Below are 17,101 nucleotides of genomic sequence, written 5' to 3'. Positions count from 1 at the left end.
CACGCCGAGCTGATCGACAAGATCTACGACGCCACCGCCCCGACCGGCAATGCTGCCGTGACCATGGTGGTGCGCGAAGCCATCGGCGTGGTCGGTTTGGTGCTGCCGTGGAACTTTCCGCTGCTGATGCTGGCCTGGAAGATCGCCCCGTCGCTGGCCGCCGGTTGCTCGATCGTGGTCAAGCCTGCCAAGGAAACCACCCTGAGCGCGCTGCGCGTGGCCGAGCTGGCACACCAGGCCGGCGTGCCGGCCGGCGTGTTCAATATCCTCCCAGGCGGCGGCAGTGACGCGGGCCAGGCGATTGGCCGGCACATGGACATCTCCATGGTCAGCTTCACCGGTTCGACCGACACCGGCCGGTTGTTCCTCAAGTACTCGTCCGAGTCCAACCTCAAGCGAATCGTCCTTGAACTGGGTGGCAAGAACCCGGCCGTGGTCATGAACGACTGTGAGGACCTGAACGAAGTCGCCCAGTTCGTCACTGCCGGTGCCTTCTGGAACATGGGCGAGAACTGCTCCGCGTCCTCGCGCCTGATCGTGCACAAGGACGTCAAGGACGAGCTCTTGCAGTTGATCGGGAAGCACCTGGCTGACTGGAAACTGGGCGACCCGCTGGATCCCGACAACCGCCTGGGCGCCATGGTCAGCAAAGCCCACTTCGAGAAAGTGCGTTCGTATCTGGAGTACGCCGCCGAGCAGAAGCTCGACGTCGTGCTAGGCGGCGAGACCGAGTCGGGCGTGTTCGTGCAACCGACCATCATTGATGGGGTGACGCGTGATAGCCGGCTGTTCATCGAGGAGATTTTCGGGCCGGTGCTGAGTGTGACCAGTTTCTCGACCCTCGATGAAGCGATCGAGCTGGCCAACGATACTGTCTACGGCCTGGCGGCCTCGGCCTACACGGGCAGCCTGCGAAATGCGCTGCGCCTGTCGCGGGAGATTCGTGCCGGGGTGGTTACGGTGAACTGTTTTGGCGAGGGGGATGCGTCGACGCCGTTTGGGGGGTACAAGCAGTCGGGGTTTGGGGGGCGGGACAAGTCGGTTTGGGCGCATGATCAGTATACGGAGGTGAAGACTATCTGGATTAATGCGTCCTGAGGGGCTCAATTGTGAGTGGGGTTTTGGGTTCTGGGTGAATATCCAGTTCTTGTGGTGACGCTTAAATCGGTTTCGCCCTTACGGCGAAACCGATTTAAGCGCCACCACAAGAACTGGATATTCACATAAAAAAAATGCCCCACCACGCGCCAACGCACCGTCACTCAGCCCGTACCCGCACCTCAGGCCCTTTAAGGATACGCTTGCCCCCCTGCTCCCCAACCTCCACCGCCTGCCCATCCCGCTGCTTACCCTGCCGCGCCTGCCCCACCAACCGAGGAATCAAATCCCCTTCCGGCAAATGCTGCCAGAAACGACCAGGCATATGCTGCCGCAAAGCACCAGGATTCAACCGGGCCGGATTGAAGATATGCCGGTAATAGGTACGCCAGAGCTCAGCCCCAGGATCATCAGCGTGACGCGCCCACTCCTGCCACTGCGGCGGACAACGCCGGCGATAGTCCAATGCCTTGCCATCGAAACGAATACCATCCAGAGGCGACGCGATCAGCCAGCGCTGGCGGCCAAGACGCTCGGCAAAATGCCCGCTGGCACTCTCAAGAATGTCGTGGGCCGGTTCATGAAAGGCCACAAGATCAAGCTGCAACTGGTCAGCCAGCACCGCAGGCAACGGCACAAAGCGGGCGAAGGCATGCAGGTGATGCGCTTCGCGGCTGACCTGCTTGATCCGCCGCTGCAACTCGCTGCCCAGGCGCTCGCCGGCAAGCATGGCGGTGCGGTCTCCATGGGCGACACGCCACAACACTTCGTACAGCAAGCTCCAGCGCTGCTCGCCCCGGTAGCGCGCGGCCTGTTCGAGCTGCGCCAGCAAGGCTGCGGGTACCCGCGCGCGAAACGGTCCAGGGCCCTCTGGCAAAGGGGCCGGCACTGCCAGCAGATCATCCATCGGCCCTTGGGCCCACGTCACCTGCGACGGGTCAATGCCATGCCCAAGCAACACGCGGGCCTGGCTGCGCCAGACGGCGAAGACATCGTCGCAGTCGAGGGCGATCATCCCCAGAGACCCATCTGCACCGGCGCCTGCGGCTCCCGCAAGCGTGATCGCAGCAGGCTGCTGCGCATCTCTGCCTCGGGCGGGCGATAGTCGCTGGTGACAACGAATGGCCGGGCCTTGTCGAGCACGCAGCGCAGCTGGATCAGATCGTCATACCGGATCCGTCGTTCACGGCGCAACGCCACCAGGCGTTGCACGCTGCGCAGGCCGATACCGGGGATGCGCGCCAGCAGCGCAGGCTCGGCGCGGTTCAGGTCCAGCGGGAAGACCTCGCGGTTGGCCAGCGCCCAGGCGAGCTTGGGGTCGATGTCCAGCGCCAGGTTACCCGTGGAGGCGAGCAACTCGCCTGCCTTGTAGCCGTAGCCGCGCATGAGAAAGTCCGCTTGGTACAGGCGGTGCTCGCGTAGCAGCGGCGGTGCTGCCAGCGGCACGCTGCTCGGGCTGTCGGGGATGGGGCTGAACGCCGAATAATAGACGCGCTTGAGGGCAAAGCCCTGATACAGCGACTCGGCGTTACGCAGGATGGTGCGGTCGTCGGTGGCGTCGGCCCCCACGATCATCTGCGTGCTCTGCCCTGCCGGGGTGAAGCGCGGCGCGCGCGGCTCGCCCGCCACGGCCTGCTGGCCCAGGTGAATGGTATTCATGGCCTGTCGAATGGTACGGACCTGTTTCTCGGGCGCCAGCCGCTGCAAGCTCTCGTCGGTGGGCAACTCGATGTTGACGCTCAGCCGGTCGGCCAGGCGCCCTGCCTCTTCGATCAGCAACGGGTCGGCATCGGGAATGGTCTTGAGATGGATGTATCCGCGGAAGTTGTGCTCTTCACGCAGCAGCCGCGCCACCCGCACCAGCTGCTCCATGGTGTAGTCGGCCGAGCGGATGATGCCCGAACTCAGGAACAAACCGCTGATGCAGTTGCGCCGGTAGAAATCCAGCGTCAGGCGTACCACCTCCTCGGGCGTGAAGCGCGCGCGCGGCACGTTGCTGGAGCGACGGTTGACGCAGTACTGGCAGTCGTACAGACAGAAATTGGTCAACAGCACCTTGAGCAGCGAAACGCAGCGCCCGTCCGGGGTGTAGCTGTGGCAGATCCCCATGCCATTGGTCGCGCCTAGCCCGTCCCGCCCTCGGGAGCTGCGCTTGGGCGCGCCGCTGCTGGCGCACGAGGCATCGTACTTGGCGGCGTCGGCGAGGATGCCGAGCTTGGCGATCAATTCCATGGGCACTGTCTCTATACTGATGATACATACAGTATTTGCAGTCGCGTCCTACTGCAAGTGCCCCTCATCGCCTACCGCGAAAAACACTGCAGACCACGACGCATATTGACGCTGCCGCTTGAGGTGAAAAGAAAAGCTAAAGATCAGCAGTCCTTGGCCGAAAGTATTAGTAATGACTAAAGTGCCACTAGTCGGAAGCTAGTCCAAAAGCATTGCCTAAGTAGTGGCTCAAGGCCATATTCACCCTTCCCAACCTTCTTTCGAACGACCCCATCATGCTCAGAACCGTACCTTGTCTGGCAGCATTGACGCTGCTCAGTGGGTGCAATGGAATGCCGTCGAATTTTGCTTCAGATCCAGTGTATGACCAGGCCTTTGTCGTTACCTCGGGCGCCCCGCTGCCGATGCTGCTGATGGCCACCGCCATCCAGTGGAACGAAGACTATGCCGTTACCGCCAAGCACACCCCCTTCCTGAAAGGCGTGGTGCACGAAGGCGTGGGCGACGTGGTGTTCTTCAAGCACAAGGCCAGCCGGGCCCCGCTGTGGCGCCAGTCGGTCACAGGCGAAGCGGTCACCGCCGTGGGCTTCAACAGCTTCATGATGCCGGTCAAGGGCGCGGGTCATACCCTGCCGGGCCTGGTGCGGCTCGAAGGAACCAAGGGCGGTGTGTTCTATTCGGTGCATGATGGCCCGACGGTCAAGGGCATGTCGGGGGGGCCGGTGTTCGCCCAGGATGGCAAGGTGGTAGGGATCACCATCGCCTTCATTTCCAACAGCGACGTTTCCAAGCTCAAGCGACCCGATCTGGCGGGCGCCCAACGCTTGAGCGTGTTCATGCCCTACAGTGAAATCGACCAGGAATGGCAACGGTACCAGTACCGCCTGGCGCGCAATGCCAAGCCGATGACGCCGCCGCAGCCGATCCGCGGCTTTATAGCAACGACGGCCAAGTGATCCTGCCAAGGCCACTTTTTGGCTGATCCCGAGGATAGGACCTATTCTCAGGAGCTCATGGCAAGGAAGCCGTCACCTGGCGCAGCAGTACGCCCACCCAAGGAGCCTGTGAACACTACATACATCACAGAGGAGCAGCGATCATGGGGTATGTCACGACCGGCGACGGTGTCGAAATCTACTACAAGGACTGGGGTCCACGAGACGCAGACGTCCTTTTCTTCCATCACGGCTGGCCACTGAGCGCCGATGACTGGGACGCCCAGCTGCTGTTCTTCCTGCAGCAGGGTTTTCGCGTCATTGCCCATGACCGGCGCGGCCATGGCCGTTCGAGCCAGGTCTGGGACGGCCACGACATGGACCACTACGCCGACGATGTCGCTGCGGTGGTGCGTCACCTGGCCCTCGGCAAGGCAGTGCATATCGGACACTCGACCGGCGGCGGTGAAGTGGTCCGCTACATCGCCCGCCATGGCGAGGAACGGGTCGCCAAGGCCGTGCTGATCGCCGCGGTGCCGCCGTTGATGGTGCGCACGGAAAACAACCCCGAAGGCCTTCCCAAGTCGGTGTTCGACGATTTTCAGGCCCAAGTGGCAAGCAACCGGGCGCAGTTCTACCAGGATGTGCCGGCCGGGCCGTTCTATGGCTACAACCGGCCCGGGAGCGAGGCGCGCGAGGGTGTGATCCTTAATTGGTGGCGCCAGGGCATGATGGGCAGCGCCAAGGCTCATCATGACGGCATCGTTGCTTTCTCGCAGACCGATTTCAGCAATGACCTGCGAGGGATCTCCGTCCCGGTACTGGTGATGCATGGGGACGACGACCAGATCGTGCCCTACGGGAACTCCGGCCCGCTGTCGGCGCAGCTGCTGCGCAACGGCACGTTGAAAACCTATCCCGGGTTCCCGCACGGCATGCCCACCACCCACGCCGAGATCATAAACGCCGACTTGCTGGCATTCATCCGCAGCTAGCGCCGCCGGCCGACGGCGGGAAACTTGCCGGGAGGTTGCGCTACCCAGCGAAAAAGTCTCGGCAAAAGCTTACAATCGCGCGACATTCACGACAGTCATACAGGCCCCCGGTCATGCCGCTCGACCCACCCACGATGTTGATGCTCACGATCGCCCTCGCCGCCGCCGCGGCGCTGTACCTGGCGATCGAGTGGGGCGTTGTCCGTGAGCCTTCGTTGCTGTTCTGGAGCGCAGGCTTCGCAACCATCAGCGTGGGCTGCACCCTGGCCCTGTTGCGCAGCAACGGATTGCTGCTGATCGGCATCTGGTTCGCCAATGGCTTGCTGGTGACGGCGCACTGGCTGTTCCTGCTGGGGGTCGCGCGCTTTACCCAGACACGCCTGTCCCGAGCCTGGTATCTCATCTTCGCCGTCTGGGCCGCAATGTTGTGGCTGCCCGAAGACCCGGCATGGTCGAAAGTCATGCTGGTGGTCAACTCGCTACTGGTCGCCATCCAGATGCTCAGGGCCAGCCTCCTCCTGCGCCCGCATGGGCGGTCATTGAGCGTCGGTGCGGTGCAGCTGCGCTATGTGCTGCTGCTCCACGGGCTGTTCTATGTGGTGAAGGCTCTGACGGCCGTGGTGCCGGGCACGGTGATCGACCTGGCGGCCTTCCGCGGGGAAATCATCCAGATCTCGCTGGTCGAGGGGGTGATGGCGGTCATGCTGATCGCGCTGTCGATGACCGGTACCGAGCGTTACCGCCGCGAGCGGCGTATTGCCCGACTGGCCGCTCGCGACCCACTGACCGCCCTGTACAACCGCCGCGCGCTCGAGGTCCGTGCGCCGCGCTTGCTGGAAGAGGTTTCGACGAAGCGTCCAGGCGCACTGCTGCTGATCGATATCGACAACTTCAAGCTGGTCAACGACCTGTACGGGCATACGGCTGGCGACCGCCTGTTGATCGCACTCAGCGAGATGATCCGCTCGGTGCTGCCCGAAGGCTCGCTCGCCGCGCGACTGGGCGGTGACGAGTTCATCATCCTGCTGCGCGATGCCTCCAGCGAGGAGATCGTCGCGATCGGCAACGCGCTGCGCTACCAATTCCAGGAAAGCGCCTCGCTCACATTTGCCACGCCCGCTGCGGTGACCCTGAGCATTGGGGCCAGCCTCTTCGACCAGCCGCCCGCCAGCCTGGCGGCGCTGATCGAGCAAGGCGACTCGGCGTTGTATGAATCCAAGCGTGGGGGGCGGGACCGCATCCGCCTGGTGGACCGTACCGTACAGGAGCGTACCGCATAGCGCTGCGGTGGGGGCCTGTGACAACTGCGTTGTAAAACATTATTCTCTTCCGGTATCTCCCTAAGCCTCAATATGTGAGAGCCGAATATGAAAATCGATGACATGGACGCTTTCGTCGCGGTCATTCGTTGCCAGTCGACCAACCTCGCCGCCGAGGCGTTGCAACTGACCCAGCCGGCGATCACCCGGCGGGTGCAGAACTTCGAGGAAGACCTGGGTGCGACCTTGCTCGACCGCAACACCAAGCCCCTCAAGCCCACGCCGATGGGACTGCGGGTGTACGAGCAGTGCAAGGCGATCCTGCGCGAGATCGATGCGTTGCGCGAGCTGGTGGCCAACCATGGCGCGCCATCGGGCACCTTGCGCCTGGGCGTGCCGCAGACCCTGGGCGACGTGGTGCTGCTCGAGGCCCTGGCACAGATCCGCAGCGCCTATCCGGAGTTGCGCACGCAAGTGGTCAGCGGCTGGGGCAGCAGCTTGATCACCAGGATGGAAAACGGCGAGCTCGATGCCGCCGCCGCACTGTTTCCACCGGGCAAGATCTTCCCCGAGGGCATTGCCAGCCGCTCGATCGGCCGCATGCCGTTGCGTGTGGTCGCCGCACGCGGCAGCGCGGGCAAGCGCAGCTACAAGCTCAAGGACTGCTATACGCGCGGCTGGGTGCTCAACCCCGACGGCTGCGGCTTTCGCGCTGGGCTCCAGCGGGCACTGAGCGAGCAAGGATTATCACTGTCGATCAACCTGGAGACGTTCGGCACCGAGTTGCAGCTGGGCCTTGTCGCCAATGGCCAGGGCCTGGGGCTCGTACCCGAGCCGCTGCTGCTGGCCAGTCCGCTGCGCGACCAGCTCGATGTGCTCAACGTCACTGATTTCAAGCCGCAGGTGGATCTCTGGCTGTTTCATCCCCGTTATCTGGGCAACCTGCAGGAACCGGTGGAGCTGTTTGGCACCGTCGCCGCCGGGCGGCTGGAGCGTTAAAATGCAAATTATGCATAAAGACATAAATGGTTAATTCTTCAAACCAATAATTAGCATAGAACCAAAAAGACTTTTACAGCGCTCAACTATAAGAATACGGTCTTACCACAGACCGTATCTCCAGGGATGAGTGCCCATGAGTCAGCCCCCTTCCGAGCGCGCCCTTGCCGAGCTCACCCAGGCCCTGGCCGCCAACGCCGAGGGTTACGACCGCAGCGGCGAGTTCCCCCAGGACAACTTCAGGCTGCTGCACCAGCACGGCCTGCTCGCCCTCACGGTGCCTCGCGCACTGGGTGGTGGCGGCGCAGACCTGCAGACCGCCCGGAGGGTGATCAGCGCCGTCGGCAAAGGTGACCCTGCTACCGCGTTGATCCTGGTGATGCAGTACCTGCAGCATTTTCGCCTCCAGGACGAAGCGCGCTGGCCCCAGTCCCTGCGAACCCGGGTTGCCCGCGACGCCGTCGAGCACGGCGCACTGATCAATGCCTTTCGCGTCGAACCCCAATTGGGCACGCCGGCCCGTGGCGGCCTGCCCGGTACCCTGGCCCGGCGTACGCCGGAGGGCTGGCGCCTGTCAGGCAGCAAGATCTACTCCACCGGCAGCCACGGCCTGACCTGGTACCTGGTGTGGGCGCGCAGCGATGATGCCGATCCTTTGATTGGCGGCTTCCTGGTGCACAAGGACACTCCTGGCATCGAGATCGTCGATGACTGGGACCACCTGGGCATGCGTGCCACCTGCAGCCATGAAGTGCGCTTCGACAATGCCTTGATCCCGTTGGACCACGCTGTATCGGTCAGCCCCCTCAGTGCCCCCCGCGCCGAACTCGATGGCCAGGCGCTGCTGTGGATGTCGGTGCTGTTGCCGGCGCTGTACGACGGCGTGGCCCAGGCCGCGCGGGACTGGCTGGTGACGTTTCTGCAATCGCGCACGCCGACCAACCTGGGTGCGCCGCTGGCCAGCCTGCCACGCTTCCAGGAGGTGACCGGACGCATCGACACGCTGCTGTTCAACAACCGCACTCTGCTCGACAGCGCCGCCAGCGGCCAGGTCGAGCCGCAGCACGCCGGACAGCTCAAGCACCTGGTCAGCAGCAACGCTATCCGCGCCGTCGAGCTTGCGATCGAAGCCGCCGGGAATCCGGGGCTGTCACGCAAGTATCCGCTGGAGCGCCATTACCGCGATGTGCTTTGCAGCCGCATCCATACCCCGCAGGACGACGCAGTGCTCGGCCAGGCCGGCCGGGATGCGCTGACCCTGGCCCACTGAATATCGACATACGATCTCCGGAGTTCCCTTGATGAATGCCCTTACCGCTTTGCCCGTTGCCACCCGTGATGTCCGCCAGCGCGTCAGCGCCGAGGAATGGGAAGTCCGCGTCAAGCTCGCCGCTGCCTATCGCCTGGCTGCCCTGTTTCGCTGGACCGACCATATCTACACGCACTTCTCGGCCCGCGTGCCCGGCCCTGACGAACACTTCCTGATCAACCCTTTCGGCCTGCTGTTCGATGAAATCACCGCTTCCAACCTGGTCAAGGTGGATGTCGACGGCGAGTTGATCGACGACCCGCTGGGTCTGGGCATCAATCAGGCCGGCTACGTCATCCACAGTGCCATTCATCGCGCCCGCCATGACCTCAAGGCGGTGCTGCACACCCATACCCGCGACGGCGCGGCGGTATCGGCGCAGCGTGACGGGCTGCTGCCGATTTCCCAGCACGCCCTGGCCTACTACAGCCGCGTCGCCTACCACGGCTATGAAGGCGTGGCCCTGGACCTGGACGAGCAAGAGCGCCTGGTAGCCAACCTGGGTGACAGCAACATCCTGATCCTGCGCAACCACGGCCTGCTCACCGGCGGCATCAGTGTCGAGCACGCCTTTCGTGAACTGCATGGCCTTGAGCGGGCCTGCAACATCCAGGTCGCGGCCCAGGCTGGCGGCAATGCCGGATTGCAACATGCCTCGCCGCAGGCCATCGCCAAGGTCCACGAGCAATCCAAGCGCTTTTCAGACGGCAAGGGCGAAGGCATCACGCGGCATTGGGATGCGCTGATCCGTCAACTGGACCGCGAAGGCCAGGACTACAAGCACTGATTGCGCAAACCACCTCCATTACAAGGACATGCCGATGAGCACACCCCGCCTCGCACGACACCTGCTGGCCGCCAGCGCCCTGGCGCTCGGCCTCGTCGGCTGCTCGCCCCCGGGCGACAGCACGGACGCTGGCAAGACCCTGAACATCGCCTTCTTCGGCGACAACACCACGCTGGTCAGCGTCGACCCCTTCCAGGTCTACTGGCTCGAACACCGCGTGCTCTTGCGCAACGTGGCCGAGTCCCTGACAGACCAGGATCCCGACACCGGCAAGATCATCCCCTGGCTCGCCGAACGCTGGAGCATCAGCGATGACGCGCTGAGCTACACCTTCGAGCTGCGCCGGGACGTCACCTTCAGCAATGGCGAGCGCTTCGACGCCCAGGCGGTAAAGACCGCCTTCGACAGCAACAAGGCCTTCGCCAAGGAACTGCCCGCGACATTCGGCGCGACCTACCTTGCAGGCTACGACCATGCCGAGGTGGTCGACGAGTTCACCGTCAGGCTGGTACTGGCACGCCCCAACGCGGGCTTCCTGCAGGCCACATCCACCACCAACCTGGCGGTGCTGGCGCCAGCGTCCTACGCCCTCAGCGCCAAGGAACGGTCGCTGGGCAAGATCATCGGCACCGGTCCGTTCGTGCTCGAGCACTACACCCCTGAAGTCGGCGCGCGGCTGGTCAAGCGCGAGGGCTACCACTGGGCCTCGGCCAATGTGAAAAACAAGGGCGAAGCGCACCTGGACGCCGTCGAGATCAGCTACATTCCCGAAGAAAGCGTGCGCAACGGCCTGTTCGTGCAGGGCAAGGCCGACATTCTCTGGCCGCGCAATCCGTTCTCGGAGGTCGACCTCAAGCTGTTCCAGTCCAAAGGCGCGACCATCCAGAGCCGCTCCCTGCCAGGTCCCGCGCTCAACCTCTACCCCAACACCCGTGACGACCGCCTGCTCGCCGATCGCCAGGTACGCCTGGCGCTGCAAAAGTCGATCGATCGCAAGAGCTACGCCAGCACCGTGTACAACGCGCAGTTCCCGGTGGTGACCGGCGTGTTCGACGTGACCACGCCCTACTTCAAGCCCCAGGCCGACAAGCTTGCCTATGATCCGCAGGGCGCCGAGCGACTGCTCGACCAGGCAGGCTGGACCAGGGGCGCTGACGGCTATCGCCACAAGGACGGCAAGCGCCTGACCCTGAGCTACAACCTCACCCCGGCCGAGACCGCGGGCGACGTACTGGTACAGGACCAGCTGCGCAAGGTGGGTATCGACCTCAAGCTCAACGTACTGACCCGTGCCGAATGGGTCGCCGGCAACGCGTCGGGCAGTTATGACCTGACCTCCACCTACATGACCCGCGCCGACCCGATCATCCTGCAGACGATCCTCGATCCGCGCGCGGCCAACAGCGCCAGCCTTGCCACCAAGACCTACGAGCCGCAGACCCTGGTCGCGGCCCAGGCGCTCTTCGACAGCGGCATCACCGCCACCGGCAGCGGCCAGCGCGCCCAGGCCTATGGAGCGCTGCAGGACCTGCTGGTCGACGAAGCTTCGGCGTTCCCGCTGTATGAACGGGTCTGGCAGGCGGCCACCGCGCCGCGGGTCAAGGACTTCCGCTGGACCGCAGAAGGCTTTGCCTTGCTCAGTGACATTCAGGTCGGCCAGCCATGAAACGCTACCTGATCGGCCGGGTCGGCCAGGCGCTGCTGGTGTTGTGGGGCGCCTACAGCATCACCTATTTCATCCTCTACCTGCTGCCGGGCGACACCTTGTCGATCATGCTCAGCGCCTCGGGCATGGAGGCCGACGGGCTGTCGCCGGAGGCACTGGACCAGGCACGGGCCTACTACGGGCTGGACAAGGGCCTGTTCGAGCAGTACGTCGACCTGCTCGGCGGCGCGGTACAGGGTGATTTCGGCCAGTCGCTGTCGCTTGGCCGCCCGGTTGGGGAACTGCTGCTCGAACGCCTGCCGCAAACCCTCTCGCTGGCGGGACTGGCGATCGTGCTGTCGCTGGTCGGCGGCATCGGCCTGGCCTGCCTTACTGCCTACGTGCGCTGGCAGCCGTTGAAAACCGCGCTGGCGCGACTGCCGTCGCTGGGCTTCTCGGTGCCGGTGTTCTGGATGGGCCTGCTGCTGATCCAGGTGTTCGCCTTCAGCCTGGGCTGGTTTCCTGCCACCGGCAGCCGCGGATTCGACAGCCTGATCCTGCCGGCGGTCACCCTGGCGATCCCTAGCGCGGCGGTGTACGCCCAGGTACTGCAACGGGGTTTCCAGGACGTCTGGTGCCAGCCGTACATCATCACCGCCTTCGCCAAGGGCCTGAGCCGCTGGCAGGTGCAGGCGCGCCATGGCCTGCGCAACGCCGCCCTGCCGATCCTGACCCTGATCGGCCTGCAGGTGGGCAATACGGTATCGGGCGCGGTGCTGGTGGAAACCATTTTCGCGCGCAATGGCGTAGGCCGCCTGGCGCAGGAAGCCGTGCTGTGCCAGGACATCCCGGTGGTGCTGGGCGTGGTGGCGGTCTCGGCGGCGGCATTCGTGCTGGTGAACCTGATCGTCGACCTGCTCTATCCCCTACTCGATCCGCGCATCGCGCGCACAGCAAAGGTGTCGTAGCCCATGACCACCGATACTCGCCTGTTTCGTCCCGGCCCGAGCCTCGCCTGGAAACGCCGCAGCCGCCTGCAACGCATGACGGCGGCACTCAGGCCACTGCTACGCCGCCCGGGCTTCAGCCTCGCGGTGCTGGTAGTGCTGTTCGCGCTGGCCAGCGCCTTGGTGCCACAACTGCTGACCAGCTTCGATCCCTATGCCACCTCCCCTGCCGCCAAGCTCACCGCGCCCAATGCCGTGCACTGGTTCGGCACCGACGAACTGGGGCGCGACCTGTATACCCGAGTGGTCTACGGATCAAGCCTGTCGGTGCAGGCCGCCCTGCTGGCGGTGGGCATCGCCCTGCTGGGCGGACTGGGCCTGGGCGTGCTGGCTGGATTCGCCGGAGGGCGCGTCGATGCATTGATCATGCGCGTGGTCGACGTGCTGCTGGCCTTGCCGGGCCTGTTGCTGGCGCTGGCGATCGTCACCGCGATCGGCTTTGGCACGGTGCCGGTGGCGATCGCCGTCGGTATCGGCATCATCCCGGGCTTTGCCCGCACCACCCGCGCCGAAGTGCTGCGGGTCAAGACGCTGCCCTACGTAGAGGCCGCGCGTCTCGGCGGCGCCAGCTGGGGACGCACATTGCTGCGGCACATCCTGCCCAATGCCTGGGGCCCTGTGGCGGTGCTCGCGACCCTCGACTTCGGCGCGGCGATCCTGGCCACGGCAGGCTTGAGCTTCCTGGGCTTCGGCGCGGCGCCACCGGCCGCCGAGTGGGGCACCCTGATCGCCAATGGCCGGCATTTCTTGATCACCGCGCCCTGGGTCTCGCTGCTGCCCGGCCTGTTCGTGGTCGCCGTGGTGTTCAGCCTCAATCACCTTGCCCGTACCGCCGAGGAAAACCAGCGATGAGCCAGCACGCATTGATCGACATCCGCGACCTGCAGGTCAGCTATCAGGTAGACCGGCACCTCACCCCTGCGGTCAAGGGCCTCTCATTTTGCATGGCGCGGGGCGAAACAGTGGCCATCGTCGGCGAATCCGGCTCCGGCAAGTCCACCCTGGCCAACACCTTGCTCGGATTGCTGCCGGACAACGCGCGGATAACGGGCGGTCGAGTCCAGGTCAATGGCATCGACCTTGGCGGGGCCAGCGAACGGCAGAAGCGTCAGCTGCGCGGCCGGACCATCGGCCTGGTGCCACAAGATCCGCTGGTGAGCCTGAACCCGACACTGCGCATCGGCCAGCAGATTGGCGAAGCACTGGTGCTGGCCCGGGGCCGGCGCTACCCGGGGCTGGATGCCGATATCCTCGAGCTGCTGAGCCAGGTCGGGTTGGACAAGCCGGCCCTGCGTGCGCACCAGTATCCCCATGAGCTGTCGGGCGGCATGCGCCAGCGGGTGCTCATCGCAATTGCCCTGGCGGGCGATCCGCAGTTGATCATCGCCGACGAGCCCACCAGTGCCCTGGACGTCACCGTGCAGCGGCGCATCCTCGACCATCTGCAGCGACTGGTCAGCGAGCGCGGCATCTCGCTGTTGATCATCACCCACGACCTGGGCATGGCCACCGACCGCGCCGACCGCCTGCTGGTGATGAAACAGGGCTTGTTGGTGGAGCAAGGCCCGCCAGGGCAGATCCTCGATGCTGCGCAACATCCCTACACCCGCGCGCTGATCAGCGCAGCACCGGCTTTCGCAGGACGCCGTCCGCCACGTCCGGCAGCGGCACTCCAGGGCGAGCCCATCCTGTCATTGCAAGGCGTGGGCAAGACCTTCGCGCTGCCGCCCAGCAAAGGCGAAGACAGTCATTTCGTGGCGCTGGAGAACCTCGACCTGCAGGTGTATCCCGGCCAGACCCTGGCGATTGTCGGAGAGTCCGGCTCGGGCAAGAGCACCGCATTGCGCATCGCCCTTGGACTCGACAAGCCCACCCAAGGGCGCGTGCTGTTCGAGCAGCAGGACATCACCGCGCTCAGCTGGCGCGAGTTTCGCCCCTTGCGCCGGCGTATGCAGCTGGTGCAGCAGAACCCCTTCGGCGCCCTTGATCCCCGCTTCACGGTGTTCGACAGCATCGTCGAGCCGCTGGTGTCGTTTGGCCTGGCCAAGGGCGCGGCGCTGGAGTCGGCCGCACGCGAGCTGATCAGCCGGGTGCACCTGCCGCAGGACTACCTGGACCGCCTGCCCCGTGAGCTGTCTGGCGGTCAGCGCCAGCGCGTGGCGATTGCCCGGGCGCTGGCGCTGCAGCCGGACCTGCTGCTGCTCGACGAGCCCGTCAGCGCGCTTGATGTATCGGTGCAGGCGCAGATCCTCGCGCTGCTCGAAGAGCTGCAGCGCGATCTGGGCGTGGCCTACGTACTGGTGTCCCATGACCTGTCGGTGGTGGCCAACATGGCCGACCAGGTGCTGGTGCTGCGCCAGGGCCGCGTGGTGGAGCACGGGCCGGTGGATCGAGTGTTCGGACAGCCACAGAGTGAGTACACCCGCGAGCTGATCGCGGCGATACCTGGCCGCAAGGCGGCTGCCTGAGGTCAGGACCGACAGATTTTCGATAGAGAGGACTTGCTGCCGTGCCACGCGCAACTGGGCCTTGTAGGCGCCCAGATGCGCCGGGCAGGAGCGGTTCAGCGGCTGATTTCGAGCCCTAGGTTTTCACGCAGGGTACTGCCCTCATACGCCGTGCGGTACACCCCCCGCTCCTGCAACAGCGGCACCACTTCCCGGGTGAACCGCCCGAACTGCTCGGGATGCCCGATGTAGATGTTGTACCCATCCAGCGCCCGTGCCTCGAACCACTCGGTCATCCTGGCCGCGATCGTCTCGGCGGAGCCGGCGAACGCACCTGGGCGCAACTGGCGGCCGAACTCGACTGCCTGGCGCAAGCTGAATCCCTTCTCCCGCGCCTGGTCGGCAATGCGCTTGGCGTTGGTGAAGAAGCTGCTGCGCGCAGCTTCCAGGCTCTCCTGGGGGAACGGTGCGTCCAGGCCGTACTGGCTGAAGTCGTGCCAGCCAAAGTTGCGTCCGAACTCCTTGAGCGCCAGCTCGAAGCTGTGATCCGCCTGATGATAGTGCCGTTCGATTTCACGGGCATGCTCGTCGGTGTCACCGACATAGATCTCGGCACCCGGCAACACCAGCAATTGCTCGGGATCGCGCCCGAGCCTGGCCGCGCGTTGCTTGATGTCGCGGTAGAACGCCTGCCCCTGCTCGATGCTGGCGGCGTGGGTGAACACCACGTCGGCCGTGGCCGCGCCCAGCTCACGTCCCTGCTCCGAATCACCCGCCTGGAAGATCACCGGCTGGCCCTGGGGCGAGCGCTGGATGTTCAGCGGGCCGACCACCGAGAAATGCTCGCCCTTGTGGTTGAGCGCATGCAGCTTCGCGGAATCGAGGAACTGGCCCGTGCTGCGGTCGCGGACAAAGGCATCGTGCTCGTACGAGTTCCACAGCCCCTGCACCACCTGGACGTGTTCCCGGGCGCGGCCATAACGGGTGTCGTAGTCATAGTGCTCGTCGCGTCCATAGTTGCCGGCGGTACCGGCGTCGCCGCTGGTGACCACGTTCCAGCCCGCGCGGCCCTTGCTGATCAAGTCCAGCGAGGCCAGGCGGCGGGCGACATTGTAGGGCTCGTTGTACGAGGTGGTCAGGGTGCCTACCAGGCCCAGGTTGCGCGTGCTCACGGCAAGCGCCGAGAGCAGGGTCAAGGGCTCCAGGCGATTGAGATAGTGGGAGGGTGAACCCGGCGTGATGAATTGGCTGTCGACGATGAATATGAGGTCGAACAGCGCGGCCTCGGCCTGGCGGGCGATGTCGATGTACCAGTCGATGCTGACGCTGGCATCTGCCGGCAGTTGCGGGTCGAGCCACAGGTTGTGGCGCCCGGGACCGCCGCAGCCCATGGTCAGCGCGCCCAGCTTGATCTGTCGTTTGCTCATTGCGGACTCCTGAGTGCGGTGCTGAATGAGGTGTCGAACAGACTGGCCGCCGGGTACGACTTGATCAGTCCCAGGCCTGCAAAGAAGTCGACGGTTTTCTGCGCCTCGGTCAGCACCTTGGGATCGAGCGGCGCGACGTCCGTGCGAGCACGGGCGAACCAGGCGCGGGCGATGTCGCGGTCGGCGCGGGTGCGCTTCGCCCAGGCGTCGGCATAGGCTTCGGTATGGGCCGGGTCGCTCAGGGTCCAGTCACGGGCCTTCTTCAGGCGCTGCAGGAAATCGTTGATCTGCGGGCGCTTGTCTTCCACCGCCTGGGTGTTGGCGACCACGAAACTCTGGGCCGGAATCAGCCCGTCGGCGGTGGCGAGCACTCGCGCACCCTGGCGTTCCTGCTGGGTCACATAGGGCTCCCAGGTCGCGATCACGTCGACCGAGCCGCCATCCAGGGCATGCGAGGCGTCCAGCGCGCTGAGGTAACGGAGCTCGAGGGCATCCCGCGCAATGCCGGCCTGGTCCAGGGCGCTGAACAGCAGCTGCTGGCTCCACGAGCCCTTCCAGATGGCCGCACGCTTGCCGCGCAGGTCTTCGAGTGTCTTGATGGGCGAATCCTTGCGCGCCAGGATGGCCACGCCACCCAGGTTCTGCCGGGTGACCGCGATGACCTTGATCGGCGCGCCCAAGGCGCCGAGGAACAGCGGCGGCGCATCGCCCAGCAAACCCAGGTCGAGGCTGCCGACATTGAGGGCCTCAGCGACCGGCGAGCCGGCAGTGAACTGCTTCCACTCCAGGGTATAGGGCAGGTCTTCGAGCACGCCGGCCGCTTCCATCACGGCGCGGGTGTTGAAACTCTGGTCGCCGACCACGAGGGTCTGGGCCGCTGCGGCCAGGCTGATCGAGGCTGCCAGCACGCCGGCCGCCAATTGCTTGATGTAACGCACGCGAAAATCTCCAGGTGCCGCTT

15 protein-coding genes are annotated in these 17,101 nt (G+C 64.9%); 11 read left to right on the top strand and 4 right to left on the bottom strand.

Features of this window, described 5'->3' with window-relative positions; genetic code table 11:
• Nucleotides 1–1,098, top strand: a 1,098-nt coding sequence (locus AC0ZZU_RS16305; RefSeq protein ID WP_476342069.1) for an aldehyde dehydrogenase family protein, incomplete at its 5' end; no start/stop codon positions are given.
• A 160-nt stretch (nt 1,099–1,258) separates the two neighbouring features.
• Here the strand turns inward: AC0ZZU_RS16305 and AC0ZZU_RS16300 are convergent.
• Nucleotides 1,259–2,113, bottom strand: coding sequence for a TIGR03915 family putative DNA repair protein (locus tag AC0ZZU_RS16300; RefSeq protein WP_476342068.1), 855 nt, complete (start codon nt 2,111–2,113; stop codon nt 1,259–1,261).
• Nucleotides 2,110–3,330: a putative DNA modification/repair radical SAM protein gene (locus AC0ZZU_RS16295; RefSeq protein WP_476342067.1), complete on the bottom strand. Its 1,221-nt coding sequence runs from the start codon at nt 3,328–3,330 to the stop codon at nt 2,110–2,112. Before AC0ZZU_RS16295 ends, AC0ZZU_RS16300 begins: the two co-directional genes overlap by 4 nt.
• Before the next feature lie 332 nt (nt 3,331–3,662).
• On the opposite strand from AC0ZZU_RS16295, the gene AC0ZZU_RS16290 reads away from it, so the two are divergent.
• The 10 genes from AC0ZZU_RS16290 to AC0ZZU_RS16245 all read left to right on the top strand — a co-directional run bounded on the left by AC0ZZU_RS16290 (nt 3,663) and on the right by AC0ZZU_RS16245 (nt 14,734).
• Nucleotides 3,663–4,286, top strand: a complete 624-nt coding sequence (locus tag AC0ZZU_RS16290) for a S1 family peptidase (RefSeq protein WP_476342065.1) — start codon at nt 3,663–3,665, stop codon at nt 4,284–4,286.
• A 143-nt stretch (nt 4,287–4,429) separates the two neighbouring features.
• Nucleotides 4,430–5,260, top strand: coding sequence for an alpha/beta fold hydrolase (locus tag AC0ZZU_RS16285; RefSeq protein WP_476342064.1), 831 nt, complete (start codon nt 4,430–4,432; stop codon nt 5,258–5,260).
• Between the two features lie 113 nt (nt 5,261–5,373).
• Nucleotides 5,374–6,540 (top strand): GGDEF domain-containing protein, encoded by a 1,167-nt coding sequence (locus AC0ZZU_RS16280; RefSeq protein ID WP_476342063.1) that lies wholly within the window; start codon nt 5,374–5,376, stop codon nt 6,538–6,540.
• An 87-nt stretch (nt 6,541–6,627) separates the two neighbouring features.
• A complete protein-coding gene (locus AC0ZZU_RS16275) occupies nt 6,628–7,518 on the top strand; it encodes a LysR family transcriptional regulator (RefSeq protein ID WP_476342061.1) in 891 nt (296 codons plus the stop codon).
• Between the two features lie 136 nt (nt 7,519–7,654).
• Nucleotides 7,655–8,788, top strand: coding sequence for an acyl-CoA dehydrogenase family protein (locus tag AC0ZZU_RS16270; RefSeq protein WP_476342059.1), 1,134 nt, complete (start codon nt 7,655–7,657; stop codon nt 8,786–8,788).
• A gap of 31 nt (nt 8,789–8,819) precedes the next feature.
• Nucleotides 8,820–9,614, top strand: a complete 795-nt coding sequence (locus tag AC0ZZU_RS16265; protein ID WP_476342057.1) for a class II aldolase/adducin family protein — start codon at nt 8,820–8,822, stop codon at nt 9,612–9,614.
• Between the two features lie 34 nt (nt 9,615–9,648).
• Nucleotides 9,649–11,280 carry an ABC transporter substrate-binding protein gene (locus AC0ZZU_RS16260; RefSeq protein WP_476342056.1) on the top strand — a complete coding sequence of 544 codons (1,632 nt, stop codon included), beginning with the start codon at nt 9,649–9,651 and terminating at the stop codon, nt 11,278–11,280.
• Nucleotides 11,277–12,227, top strand: a complete 951-nt coding sequence (locus tag AC0ZZU_RS16255) for an ABC transporter permease (protein WP_476342055.1) — start codon at nt 11,277–11,279, stop codon at nt 12,225–12,227. The genes AC0ZZU_RS16260 and AC0ZZU_RS16255 overlap by 4 nt, the downstream gene beginning before the upstream one ends.
• Before the next feature lie 3 nt (nt 12,228–12,230).
• The gene (locus AC0ZZU_RS16250) at nt 12,231–13,118 is read left to right on the top strand and encodes an ABC transporter permease (RefSeq protein WP_476342054.1); all 888 of its coding nucleotides are present in this window, start codon (nt 12,231–12,233) and stop codon (nt 13,116–13,118) included.
• Nucleotides 13,115–14,734: a dipeptide ABC transporter ATP-binding protein gene (locus AC0ZZU_RS16245; RefSeq protein WP_476342053.1), complete on the top strand. Its 1,620-nt coding sequence runs from the start codon at nt 13,115–13,117 to the stop codon at nt 14,732–14,734. Before AC0ZZU_RS16250 ends, AC0ZZU_RS16245 begins: the two co-directional genes overlap by 4 nt.
• Before the next feature lie 95 nt (nt 14,735–14,829).
• Here the strand turns inward: AC0ZZU_RS16245 and AC0ZZU_RS16240 are convergent, their stop codons facing one another.
• Both AC0ZZU_RS16240 and AC0ZZU_RS16235 read right to left on the bottom strand, forming a co-directional pair.
• A complete protein-coding gene (locus tag AC0ZZU_RS16240) occupies nt 14,830–16,140 on the bottom strand; it encodes an LLM class flavin-dependent oxidoreductase (RefSeq protein WP_476342052.1) in 1,311 nt (436 codons plus the stop codon).
• Complete coding sequence (locus AC0ZZU_RS16235) at nt 16,137–17,078, bottom strand: ABC transporter substrate-binding protein (protein WP_476342051.1); 942 nt, start codon at nt 17,076–17,078, stop codon at nt 16,137–16,139. The genes AC0ZZU_RS16240 and AC0ZZU_RS16235 overlap by 4 nt, the downstream gene beginning before the upstream one ends.
• Between the last annotated feature and the right edge of the window lie 23 nt (nt 17,079–17,101).

Source organism: Pseudomonas sp. JE3303, assembly GCF_056312565.1.
Note: the sequence above shows the minus strand (reverse complement) of the source record. Positions and strands in the feature narration are given on the sequence as shown.